Consider the following 12,213-nt stretch of genomic DNA (forward strand, 5'->3'; position numbering starts at 1 on the left):
CCCATGTCAATGAGGCTCTTAATCTTAGGGCTGCTCATGGAATATGAACGCCACCCCTACGAAATTCGCCAGACGATTAAAGACCGCAACTGGAACGAATGCTTCAAACTTCGCGACGGATCGCTTTATTACGCGGTAGATCAGCTTCGCGAGGATGGACTGATCGAGGCGGCTGAGGTCGTCTCGATACCTGGGGAGAATCGACCGGATAAGACGATTTATCGCATTACGGATTCCGGACGAAAGGCATTCCAAGAGCTGCTCGACAAACAATTCCAACAAATATCCTACCCCCAGCATTCGCTGTTTCTGTCGATGGCGTTCGTTCGCCACGGCGAACCTAAGAAGGTAGAGGAGAATATCGTCAAACAGCTGGAAGCCTGCCAATCGCGAATTGAGCGCATGCATGCGGTACTTCAGCTCAAAGGAAACTTCCTGCCTCGCGGCTCCGCGCTGATGATTCAAGGCTTCATCGATTTCAGCGAGACCGAGAAGAAGTGGCTGACAACGCTGCTGGAGGAAGCACGCTCGGGCAGTCTCTTCGAAGGCCATAAGCTGACACCTGCTCAGTGGGAAGCTTTCATCAAGTATAAGCAGCTACCTACGACAGAATAACAATCAATAAGCCGCTAGACAGTGCGGGACAGGAACTTCAATCCGTTCCCTCCCATTGTCTAGCGGCTTTTTCTTGAAATAGATACGCACTGCCTCGCCAAGAGGACGGCGACAGCCGTTTCACCTTGCTTAGCCGAGTCGCAGCAAACTGCCCTTCTGCGTGCAAATATACAGCTCCCCGTCTGCGTCAACGCCAAACGAAGTAATCAGCTGATCGGTCTCGATCAACACTTTATTGTCGACACTGCCATCTTCATTCTGCCTTAACGCCCAGATCGTGCCCATTGCATAATCCGCGTAGACATACCAACCGACAAGCGCCGGCAGCGCCTTGCCACGATACACGAAGCCACCCGTAATGGATACTCCTTGGTCGCGACCATAGGTGAAGATGGGCTCGATCAGCCCTTCCTTCTTACAGCCTTCTTTAGGCTTGAAACAGAGATCCCCCTCCATGACGTTCCACCCATAGTTGCCGCCTTTCTCGATGAGGTTGATTTCCTCAAGTTGATCCTGCCCGACATCCGCCGCCCATAGTTTACCAGTAGCGGTATCGAAGCTGAAACGCCATGGATTACGCAGCCCAAGCGCGTAGATTTCCGGTGCTCCACCACCGCCTGCAAAAGGATTATCCAACGGAATACTGTAATGCTTGCCGTTAACACCGGTATTCACGTCAATGCGCAGCACCTTGCCGAGCAAGCTTTGCTTATTCTGTCCGTTGCCATGCGGATCGCCGCCGCTGCCCCCGTCTCCTGCCGCAATATATAAGTACCCGTCGTCCGGTCCAAAAGCAAGCTGCCCGCCTTTATGATTCGAGAAAGGCTGCTCATACGTCAACATGATCACTTCGCTCGCCGGATCCAGCATCTCCGGATGCTCCGGATCACTCATCACGAAACGCGCGATAACCGTATGCGTCTTCGTCGTGTAATTCACGAACGCAATCCCAGGCTTCTTCGGGTGAAAAGCTAACCCCAGCAGTCCCTGCTCATTGCCGTCACTGTACACGCGATCCCGAATATCGAGCACAACTTGCGGTTTGCTTGAGGGGTTCGCAAGATCCAGCATCACCACTTGGCCCGGCTGTTCAATGACGAATACTTGATTGCGCAGCGCGGTCGTTACACCGAGCTCACTCACCATCCCAACCGGATTATCCAGCGTCCCTTCCGGAACAACAGCCTTTAATGCAACGGACATCTCTTCATTAGAAGAAGAAGCATGTCCACTTTCATTAGAAGGCATCACAACCGACTCTTCATTCCCTTTACAAGCAGTGAGCAGCAAACAAAGTCCGAGCAGCCACACAACTGCAGAAAGTCCTCTCGGCCATGTCCTCATCATCATCCTCTTGATCAACCTCCTCTGCTTTCTTCTAGTCCGATCATCTCATAGCCGCAAACACCAATTCAAGTTGAACGGTCCCCTCGTCACAAACAAAAAAAATGGCCAAGCAAGGTCACCCCTGCTCAGCCATTCTCCTTATTTCTTCACGATATCCGCTACAGCTTTATCAAACTTACCAAGCAACTCGTCAGCTTTGATACGTTTGCCCATGTATTCCTGCATTGCAGCACCGAATTGTTGTGTGATGCCGTCTGGGAAACGATCCCACTGCCAGCCCTTCACTTGCTCCGGATGTTCTTGGGAGAACGTTGCGAAGTCTGCCGCGATTTTGCCGATTGCAGCTGGATCAGCCGGAATCGAAGTGATCGACGGAATGAATTTGAAATCAGTGGCTACGAACTTCTTGCCTGTTTCCGAAGTGGCCATCCAGTTGAGGAATGCTTTGGCCTCGTCCGGATGAGCGGATTTGTTGTTCACAACCCAGTTGCTTGGTACGCCTGTGAATACGTTCGGAGCGCCTTCCAGCGGTACCGGCATCATGCCAAGGTTAAGATCCGGATTCACTTCATCCGCCATACCTTGGATCCAGTTACCATGCTGAATCATGGCGTATTTACCAGCAGCAAACTCTGCCACTTGCGTGTTGTAATCCGTTGTCAGCGCAGCCTTCTGGCCGTTTGCGAACATGATGTCTACAAGGCGAACCCATTGTTTGGTAAGCGGATCGTCTTTGAATGTTTTCGTGCCTGCTTTGATTTCATCAATGAATGCGGCAGGATCAGCCTGCGTTGCGTTCGCGATATTAAACGTATGGATACCGAGCGACCACCACTCGTTGGTTAATGCGAAAGGAATAATGCCTGCCTCTTGAAGCTTCTTGCAAGCAGCTTCCAGTTCATCAAGCGTTTGCGGAAGCGTTGTGATTCCTGCTTTTGCAAACAGGTCTTTATTGTACGTCAAGCCGTACGCTTCAAGCGTCATTGGCATGCCGAGCAATTTGCCATCGCGCGAAATCTGTGCACGAGATGCTTCTACAAGATCCTTCGCCCATGGCTCGCCCGAGAGATCAACCGCACGGTCTACATAAGGATCGAAACCTGCCCAGCCGCTGGATGTAATGATTTCCGGCTCTTCGCCTGCTGCGAGCTCAGCTTTCAGCAATGCGCTGTAGTCCTCGCCGCCGCCATGCGTTTCGATTTCAACCTTCACGCCTGTTTCTTTCTCATAGGCTTCTGCCATCTTCGCAAGCGCCGCTGCGATCTCAACCTTGAATTGGAATACTTTAATCGTTACCGGTTCTTTCGGCGTGTTTGTTGTCTCTGTAGTCGCCGAATTGTTTGCAGCAGCGGTGTTGTTAGTCGCTTTCGCGTTCTCCCCGTCTGTGCTGTTGCCCCCGTTATTATTGTTGCTGGAACATCCACTCGCGATAAGTGCAGTGGCAAGCGTAAGTGCGAATATCGATCTTTTCTTCATGATTGGCCTCCCAAATGGTATTGGTTACATTTCCAATTATAGAGTGCATATTTCTGCGAATACACCGAATAAATTGAACTAGATAGTGTAATATTTTGATTAATTTAGTGGAATATCAATATATTACCCCTTAACAGATCCTGCCGTAATGCCTTGAATAATATGTTTTTGTAGAAAAAGGAAAAATGCAATGATCGGCAATGTACTAAGTGTCAGCGACGCCATCGCCAGATCCCATTTGCGCAAATACTGTCCGAAGAATTTCTGCACCGCCAGCGGGATCGTGGTGAAGTTGTCATTAATGACGAGCACCGGCAGCAAATAGTCGTTCCAAATCCACAGTACGTTCAGAATGATGACCGTAACGGCAATTGGCTTCAGCAGCGGGAATACGATGCGCCAGAACACGCCATAAGGCGAACAACCATCCACGACAGCAGCCTCTTCAATTTCAAGCGGCACGGATTTGATAAAACCATGGAACAGAAACATCGAGAGCGAAATCCCAAAACCGATGTAGCAAATGACGATTCCGTATACATGCCCCCGCAGTTCAAACATCGACGTGATACGCATCAGCGGCAGCATAACCGATTGGAACGGAATAATCATCGCCGCCACATAGACGGTGAACAGAAACTTATTGAACGTTGTCGGCTTTCGCACCAAGCGGTAAGCGCTCATACTGGCTACAATCACCAGACAGCCTACACTTAGAACGGTGATCACAACGGAGTGCATGAACACGACCGGAAAATCAATCGCGATCCATGCTCGCTTGAAATTACCAAAACCCCAGCTTGTCGGCAGCTCTGCCGCATTCAAGAGTATAGCGCCAAGCTTTTTGAACGAGTTTATGATTAGAAAATAGAACGGCGTCAGGAAAAGCAGCGCCAATAGTACGCATAAGAGCTCGAATGCGAACAGAAGTGGCGTATATCGTTGTTTGTCTTCCATCGTTACGCTTCCACCTCTTTCTTCTTGGTGAACCAAACCTGTGTGACGGTGATTAGCGCGACTCCGAAGAAGAAGATCATCGCTTTGGCCGTGCCCAGTCCATACCGATTATTCGTCAGCGCCTCACGGTAAATGTTGAGTGCGATTGACTCTGAGGCATATCCCGGTCCGCCGGCAGTCAAGGACAAATTCAGATCGAACATCCGGAATGCATTCGATGTCGTCAAGAACAGACAAATCGTAATGGCCGGCATAATGAGCGGAATGGTGATCGAGCGAAAAATCTGCCACGGACTGGCACCATCAATACGAGCTGCTTCCGTCAAATCTCTCGGGATCCCAATAATCGCTGCTATGTAGATAATCATCATGTAGCCTGCTGTCTGCCACACGAACACATTAACAATGCCCCAGAATGCTGTTGTCGGCGTACCGAGCCAAGGAAGATTGAAGAACTCCAGCCCCGTCGCTTCCCCGACAGCCGCGAATCCGCGAACATAGATAAAGTACCAAATGTAGCCAAGCAGCAAGCCGCCGATGACATTCGGCAGGAAGAAGATCGTGCGAAGCACATTTCGGCTCTTCAGATTGCGCGTAAGCAGCATGGCCAATAATAGCGCCATCACATTGGTCAGCGCCACTGCTGCAATTGTAAATCTCGCAGTAAACCAGAAAGCGGTCCAGAACCGATCATCATCCGTGAAGATGCGATGAATATTCTCAAAGCCGACCCATTTCGCATGGTTCAGATCCAGCCCGTCCCACTCCGTAAACGTATAATAGAAACCCATAAAGAACGGCACCGCGACGATAAGCAGAAAAATCAGAAGTCCCGGTCCGACAAATACGGTTTGCTGCAGCCATTCATGCCATTTGATTTTGCGATTCAAGCTCTGCACCCAGATGTCCCCTTTCTTAACCCTCGTACCTCAGTATAGCGGCTTGCGATAACCGCAATCGACAGACGATCGTGAACTTCATGGTGGAATATATTGACCAACTCACATTTCATAGCGTATGTTTATACCAAAATCCACGCCATCGATTCGGGAGGCGCATCCTTGACCACAACCTTATTCAAAAACACGACAATCCGCAAAAAGATGATGATGCTCTTCTTAATCGCGACTATACTGCCGATAGCAGCCTCCATCGCAATCTCGTATCACCAGACGAAGTCCTCGTTAACCAAAGAGGCCATTTCGAAGAACAACCGGCTGCTCGCGCTCGGCGGCACGAATATCATCAACTATATGAACAATATCAACCAGAAGTCGCTTGCTGTCTACAATTCGATGAATGTCCCCCGCTCGCTCTACTATATTTTGGAGCACAATATGGAGAACGAAGTGTTCCCGAATCAAATTAGCGATGTTATCCAGAACCGTAATTTGCTTAAGGATCATCTCTATAATATCTATCAAAGCGTGCAGGAATTTTACAAAATCAGACTCTATGTAGCAGGTCAGAATACGAGCTATCTACTATGGAATGACGACATCAAAGTCGGCAAGCATCAGAACGGTTCCATTGCGATGGCATCCAAAACCTACATCGAACCGACGCATTTAAGCCACAATTATGGACTGTCTATCAAGTCTCCTGTGAAGGAAGAACAAGTCTTCACCCTTCATCGTCCGATCTTCTTGGCACCTAGCGATGTGCAGTTGGCGGAACTTACGATTGATGTGAAGACGAGCGTGCTGAGTGATTTGAATCGTCAGCTGTACGATGCCGGACATGAGAATTACTATCTGGTTGACGCCGATGGCGGCGTCCTCATCTCCTCCGATGAAGCCCAAGTCGGCAAGCGGCTGGATACGGAATGGTTTAAGTCTGTTCGGAGTGCCTCTACGAAGACGGGGCATTTTGACTGGGATGGGCATGCGTTCTCCGGGATGATTTTCTACCAGCAGGTGAAGACCAACTACATGAATTGGTACCTGATCAAGCAAACGCCTAACAGCCATCTGTACGCGACTGCTAATGAAACCGCTTTAATTAATACCTGGGTCGGCGCGGCTTTTCTGGCCATTGCGGTCATTGCCCTGCTGCTTATCTCTTATCGTTTCACGAAGCCTCTGCTGGCGCTGATCGGTTATGTCAACAAGATTGATTCCGGTAATTTGAACGTCCAGATCGATATCCAGAGCAATGATGAAATCGGGCTGCTGGCCAAGCGATTCCGGTCGATGATGCAGACGATTAACAATTTGATCTTGAAGGAATATCGGCTTGAGCTTGCCAACAAAACCATTCAGCTCAAAGCGCTGCAAGCCCAGGTAAACCCGCACTTCCTCTATAATGCGCTGCAATCCGTCGGGACCGTTGCGTTGCAGCATGGCAACATGAAAGTATATCAGCTTGTGACCTCACTTGGGAAGATGATGCGCTATCAAATGGACATGGCAGATGTTGGGGTCGAGCTGAGCCGGGAGCTGGATTACGTGCAGGCTTACCTAGATTTGCAAAAAGAGCGCTTCGACTCCTCGCTCGATATCATTCTGATGATCGACGAGCGAACTCGCAGCATAAGACTGCCTAAGATGATTTTGCAGCCGCTGGTGGAGAACTTCTTCAAGCACGGTTTCTTGCCGTCGGAGCAGCCGGCGAAGCTCGTTATTGCCAGTTCACTTGGCGATGACGGGGCACTCACGATCGTGGTATCGGACAATGGGAAAGGGATATCGGCTGGACGTATGGCGGAGCTTAATCGGCTTCTCATGCGGGATCATGAGACGGAAAATGAGGAGGAAGAAGGGCTGGCGATTGGGCTGAGGAACGTACTGTTCCGTCTGCGGCTTTACTTTAAGCAGGATGCGGCGCTCAGTATTCAGCATTTGCACCCGCACGGGTTATCGGTGACGCTTCACATTCCACATGCATCGGAGGATCACACAGGATGAAAGCACTCATTGTAGATGACGAACGGCATGTTCGCGAGGCGATCCGGCTGCTTGTGCCATGGCAGCAATTTGGCATTGAAACGGTGCTGGAGGCCGATGATGGCACGACCGGAATGGCAATGATTCAAGCGGAGCGGCCAGCGCTTGTATTTACGGATATGATGATGCCGGTGATGGGCGGCGACAAGCTGATGGAGTGGATGGCGGATCATGCGCCCGAGAGCAAAATCATCGTCATCAGCGGGCATGATACGTTTGATTTTGTCCGTACAGCCGTGAAATTCGGGGGCATGGACTATATATTGAAGCCTATCGATGCGGAACAGTTAACAAGTGCTGTCGAGAGGGCGGTAAGCAGCTGGCGCAGTGAGGATGCGAGCCGCTCTCGTGCGCGCGGGCAAGATATTGAGCTGAATCAGCTGAAGCCGCTCTATACGGAGCAGCTGTTGGCTGCGCTGATGAAAGGGACCGGCTCCGCGCAGGAGTTTGCGCTGGCGATGAAGCCGTTTGGGATGGCAGCTTCCGAGACGATGATTCGGACTGCTGTTGTGGAGCTAAGCTCCACTCCTCCGGCCGTAGCGGATAAATTCGGCTCCTCCGGCCGGGATCTCTTCGCCTATGCAGTCGCTAATATCGTGAACGAGATGCTGCGTGAGCGTGGCGCGGGTCATGCTTTCCGCCACCATGCCGGATCTGAGCAGGAAATCGTTCTGCTCTTCTGGGACGGCTCGGTTGATGTGCCCGGACTGCTCGTGGAGTGCAACGATGCCTTGTTCGTTGCATTGAAGGCGCGACTTGCCATCGGCGTTGGCCTGCAGGTTGCCTTCCCGTCCGGACTTACCGCTTCCTACCGGCAAGCGCGGACTGCACTGATGCAGCGTAACCTGCTGCAGACGGGGAAATGCATTCACTGCTTTGAAGGTGGCGCAGCTTCTGTTGCGGAGCCTGCGTTGTTCTTCAGCTCCTATGAGGAGCGTGTGCGTTACGCCGTGCAAAGCGGCAGTCCGGATAACATCCGCCGCGCGCTGCAGCTGTGGTTCGATGCTCTCGATCAGAGAAGCCGGCTTACTCCGGAGAATCTGCTGCTCTGGCAGCGGGAATTCCAGCTCGCCGCTGCGATTTGGGAGGGCGGCCGTAATGTAGAAGGCGTGGGTAACACGTATGCCGGGGATAGCAGCTCCGTGCCTGTCGATGCCGGCGGCGCTTTTCAATACGCGGCATGGAAGGAAGCCTTTGTCCGCGAAGCATGCGAGATCGGCGCCCGGCTGAACGCGGTCAGCGAGCGCGGCAGCACGATTCGCGACATCGCCGCCCATATCGAGAAGTTCGCTCACGAGGATTTGACGCTGCAGAGCATCTCGGACAAATTCCACCTCAGCCGCGAATACATATCTCGCAAATTCAAGCAGGAGCTGCACCAGAACGTCTCGGACTTCATCACCGCATGCCGGATTAATCGAGCGAAGATCCTCCTGGCCAGCGCCCATCTGAAAATCACCCAAGTCGCCGAAATGTCCGGCTTCCAGGACGAGAAGTACTTCAGCAAAGTGTTCAAGAAGCTGATGGACTGCACGCCAAGCGAGTTCCGCAAGCGGCAGTATGGGATGGAATAGAGGGTTGGCGGCGAGGCGGCGGAACCCCAGGTATCTCGGCGCATGTAGATCTCTCTACATGCGCTTCTTTCACCTTAAACCCGGTTTTCTCGCTCATGTAGACCTCCTCGTGCGCTTCTTTCGCCGAAAACCCGGCACTCTCGCTCATGTAGACCTCCTCGTACGCTTCTTTCACCGGAAACCCAACTTTACTCGCTCATGTAGACCTCCTCGTGCGCTTCTTTCGCCGAAAACCCGACTTTCCTCGATCATGTAGACCTCCTCGTGCGCTTCTTTCGCCGAAAACCCGACTTTCCTCGATCATGTAGACCTCCTCGTGCGCTTCTTTCGCCGAATACCCGGCACTCTCGCTCATGTAGACCTCCTCGTACGCTTCTTTCACCGAAAACCCGGCATTCTTCGCCATGTAGACCTCCTCGTGCGCTTCTTCTGCCGGAAACCCGAAATTCCCGAACATCTGTTGCTCCTAGCGCAACTCTACGTTACAAAATCGACTTTCCGCTGGCATGTTGCGTTTCCAAGACATCAGCATGCCCGCCTCAACATCGAAAATAAAAGAAGGCTGCCACCAGGCAGCCTTCAACCCCATCTATTACCGCACCAGCTCCGGCTGATGCTCCTTCAGCCAGCCTCGAAGCGGCACATCCTCGTCGGTCGGACTGTAATGGCCGTTGCAATTCACGCTCGCGCCGAGCAGCTGGCGGCGGATGGGGTCGGAGCTCTCCCACAGATGCTGCACGGTCATGTCGTCCTTCGTGCGAATCCAACGATAGCCATAACCGTAGAACAACACCTTGCGCGTGTAGTCCGACCAGTTTGGCGAGCCGGCATGCCACGTGCGGCGATCGAAGAAGACCGCCGACCCCGGCTTCACGCATACCGGAATCGCGCCCTCCGGCTGGCCTTGCCGATCAGCCGGCATCTCCAAGTTGTCCTGCAGGTGACTGCCCGGCACCACCCAGAAGTTGCCGCGATCCGGCTCCGACACATCGGAGAGGAAATACGCGACCTTCAGCGATAAACGCGGACGCGGATGCGACTCCATCTCCATATTGACGCGCCCGCTGTCTTGGTGCCAGCCGAACGTCGCATCACTCTTCGGCTTCCCAGACGGAGGAGTCGCAATCATATGCGCATGGTACAAGTAAATGTTCCAGCCGAGGATATCCCATACTTTGGGCAGCACTTTATCGTAATCCACAAGATTAAGAAACGAACTGTGATCCGGGATGAAATTTGGATAAAACAATGCCGTCTTCGGATCATGCCCGCCGCTCAGCTTATCTTCATAAATACGGTCAAATTCTGTAGTCAGCTCCGCAACCTGCTCCGGCGAGAGCGCATTCTCGACAACCAGATAGCCCAATTCGTTAAACTGTTTCCGTTCTTCTTCGGTCAACGCATGCTGCAAGCACGATGGATCCACGCGTAATCCCCTCCGTATGATTGATAATCAACCTGTCTCAATCATAGATGGTTTGCTGGCTGCTTTCGAGTAACGATCCCGCTTTCTTTTGGACGATTCAACGATTATCATGATAGCGCTACCACACCCACCGCTACTAACCCGTCCTGCCCTTCATAAATGCCGTAGGCGAGCAGCCCGTCACTTTCTTGAACACCCGGTTAAAATACGCCTGATCGCAAAATCCCGTCTCCTCCGCGATTTCACTGATCGACATCATTTTATCAATCATCAACTCCTTCGCCTTGACGATCCGGACATGATGCAAATAGTCAATCGGCGACAATCCCGTGACCGACTTGAACAGATGCGAGACATGATTCGGCGTCCTCCCCGTCAAATGCGCCAAATCATCCAGCGAAACCGACTCCTTATAATGATCGAGCAGATAGGTTTTGATATCTTCCGTCATCTCAATCTTCTTCGCCGGAAGCTTCCACTTGTCGCGCTCATAATTGATAATGCTAAGCAGCTCCAGCAGAATCGCATAGCAGGTCGGTTCCGAATACGGCCCTCTCATGAGCCAGTGATGCTTCAATAACATGAACCGTTGTTTAAAATATTCAAACCCGCTAATCGTAGTCTTGCAATAACGATTCTCCGCGAGAAGCGGCAGCAGCATGCGATCATTAGTATCCAGCGTAAAATGCGTGGCATAGCGCTGATGCTCTTCACTCATCGAAATCCCCCCGCGAACCGTGCCGGCTGGCATGAAGAGAACATCTCCCTTCTGCAGCAAGACGGACTCATCATCGACGTAGTAGATGATTTTCCCCTTCGTCACGACAAGCAGGATGTGAAACTGCGTGGGGCTTTTGCCCATCTCCCACTTCCCGTGAAAATCCTTCGCATAACAGCTATGAAGCTTGATCAACGCTGATGGCCTCCTCCATCCGTTATTGCTCTGGACTCCATATTTCAATGAAATTGCCATCCGGATCATAGAACGAGAACGATTTGCCTTGATAATCGAAGAGCTGGCCGACCTTGATGCCTCGCTCAACAAACGCTTGATAAGCAGCCTCCGCGTCTTCTACCATAAACCCATACGAGGACTGAAGCGCGCCATCCGGGTAAACGAAATGCGAATTTAGATTGTGGTCATTTTGCTGGAATAGAATGCGAATACCCGACTCATTCACTAATTCGATATAGAATGGATCCTCTTTCACCAGTCGAAATCCCAGATGTTCACCATACCACAGGGTGGATTGGGCGAAGCTGCTGACCGGAATCGTCAGGTACGTGCTTTTCAACCGAATCGACATGTTCTATAACCGCTCCTTCTCTTCCTGATTTGAACAGTCCAAGCAAACCAACTTCCCATCGTCCCTAATCAAACCTTCCAGAAATCCGTCCTTGCAGTAAATCTCCTTCTTACATTGCTGGCATTGCCCGACAAGCTCCTGCATTCCGCGACCACCTCCAACCCTTGGCTTCCATTCCTCGCATAACCGGAACATCTATAGTAAAATGAGGACTTAGCTACACTAAACGAGTATGAGGTGCCCTACATGTCCATTAATTTCACCAAAGCAATTGTCGATCGTTTGCAACGCGAAATTGCTGAAATAGAGAGCAAGATCCCGCAAGAGAAAGCCAAAGCGGATAAGGCGCAGGCGAAGATTAAGCAGTTGCAGCGCGACATGAAACTAAGTCAGTCCGCCAGTGATCTAAACAGCAAGCTGTCTCGCCAGAATAAGCTTAATGAAGAGATCAAGACGAGCTCGCGCAAACAAGCCGATCTAGCCAAAGAGCTGGTCACGAAAAAAGCTGCGCTCAAGCAGCACCTGCCCAAGGACTAACCTTGTCCTAGTTATTTCCATCTGTACCT

12 protein-coding genes are annotated in these 12,213 nt (G+C 51.4%); 4 read left to right on the plus strand and 8 right to left on the minus strand.

What is annotated here, in order from left to right; all coding sequences use genetic code 11:
• Window positions 1–3: 3 nt before the first annotated feature.
• Window positions 4–615 carry a PadR family transcriptional regulator gene (locus AC0YN4_RS17945; RefSeq protein WP_475782446.1) on the plus strand — a complete coding sequence of 204 codons (612 nt, stop codon included), beginning with the start codon at window positions 4–6 and terminating at the stop codon, window positions 613–615.
• Window positions 616–744: 129 nt separating this feature from the next.
• On the opposite strand, the gene AC0YN4_RS17950 is transcribed toward AC0YN4_RS17945, so the two are convergent.
• The 4 genes from AC0YN4_RS17950 to AC0YN4_RS17965 form a co-directional block, all read right to left on the minus strand.
• Window positions 745–1,965: a PQQ-dependent sugar dehydrogenase gene (locus AC0YN4_RS17950; protein ID WP_475782447.1), complete on the minus strand. Its 1,221-nt coding sequence runs from the start codon at window positions 1,963–1,965 to the stop codon at window positions 745–747.
• Window positions 1,966–2,100: 135 nt separating this feature from the next.
• Window positions 2,101–3,438: an ABC transporter substrate-binding protein gene (locus AC0YN4_RS17955; protein WP_475782448.1), complete on the minus strand. Its 1,338-nt coding sequence runs from the start codon at window positions 3,436–3,438 to the stop codon at window positions 2,101–2,103.
• A gap of 123 nt (window positions 3,439–3,561) precedes the next feature.
• Window positions 3,562–4,395, minus strand: coding sequence for a carbohydrate ABC transporter permease (locus tag AC0YN4_RS17960; protein WP_475782449.1), 834 nt, complete (start codon window positions 4,393–4,395; stop codon window positions 3,562–3,564).
• A gap of 2 nt (window positions 4,396–4,397) precedes the next feature.
• The gene (locus AC0YN4_RS17965; protein ID WP_475782481.1) at window positions 4,398–5,285 is read right to left on the minus strand and encodes a carbohydrate ABC transporter permease; all 888 of its coding nucleotides are present in this window, start codon (window positions 5,283–5,285) and stop codon (window positions 4,398–4,400) included.
• Between the two features lie 171 nt (window positions 5,286–5,456).
• On the opposite strand from AC0YN4_RS17965, the gene AC0YN4_RS17970 reads away from it, so the two are divergent.
• Both AC0YN4_RS17970 and AC0YN4_RS17975 read left to right on the plus strand, forming a co-directional pair.
• Window positions 5,457–7,301 carry a sensor histidine kinase gene (locus AC0YN4_RS17970; RefSeq protein ID WP_475782450.1) on the plus strand — a complete coding sequence of 615 codons (1,845 nt, stop codon included), beginning with the start codon at window positions 5,457–5,459 and terminating at the stop codon, window positions 7,299–7,301.
• Window positions 7,298–8,914: a response regulator gene (locus tag AC0YN4_RS17975; protein WP_475836356.1), complete on the plus strand. Its 1,617-nt coding sequence runs from the start codon at window positions 7,298–7,300 to the stop codon at window positions 8,912–8,914. Before AC0YN4_RS17970 ends, AC0YN4_RS17975 begins: the two co-directional genes overlap by 4 nt.
• A gap of 196 nt (window positions 8,915–9,110) precedes the next feature.
• On the opposite strand, the gene AC0YN4_RS17980 is transcribed toward AC0YN4_RS17975, so the two are convergent.
• The 4 genes from AC0YN4_RS17980 to AC0YN4_RS17995 form a co-directional block, all read right to left on the minus strand.
• Window positions 9,111–9,371 carry a hypothetical protein gene (locus tag AC0YN4_RS17980; protein WP_475836357.1) on the minus strand — a complete coding sequence of 87 codons (261 nt, stop codon included), beginning with the start codon at window positions 9,369–9,371 and terminating at the stop codon, window positions 9,111–9,113.
• A gap of 135 nt (window positions 9,372–9,506) precedes the next feature.
• Window positions 9,507–10,340: a phytanoyl-CoA dioxygenase family protein gene (locus AC0YN4_RS17985; RefSeq protein WP_475836358.1), complete on the minus strand. Its 834-nt coding sequence runs from the start codon at window positions 10,338–10,340 to the stop codon at window positions 9,507–9,509.
• A 136-nt stretch (window positions 10,341–10,476) separates the two neighbouring features.
• Window positions 10,477–11,253, minus strand: coding sequence for a helix-turn-helix domain-containing protein (locus AC0YN4_RS17990; protein ID WP_475784353.1), 777 nt, complete (start codon window positions 11,251–11,253; stop codon window positions 10,477–10,479).
• Between the two features lie 22 nt (window positions 11,254–11,275).
• On the minus strand, window positions 11,276–11,647 hold the full coding sequence (locus AC0YN4_RS17995) for a VOC family protein (protein ID WP_475836359.1): 372 nt from the start codon (window positions 11,645–11,647) through the stop codon (window positions 11,276–11,278).
• 246 nt (window positions 11,648–11,893) lie between these two features.
• Between AC0YN4_RS17995 and AC0YN4_RS18000 the strand changes: the two genes are divergently transcribed.
• Complete coding sequence (locus AC0YN4_RS18000) at window positions 11,894–12,184, plus strand: hypothetical protein (RefSeq protein ID WP_475836360.1); 291 nt, start codon at window positions 11,894–11,896, stop codon at window positions 12,182–12,184.
• The last annotated feature ends 29 nt before the right edge of the window (window positions 12,185–12,213 follow it).

The organism is Paenibacillus sp. J22R3 (assembly GCF_056269305.1).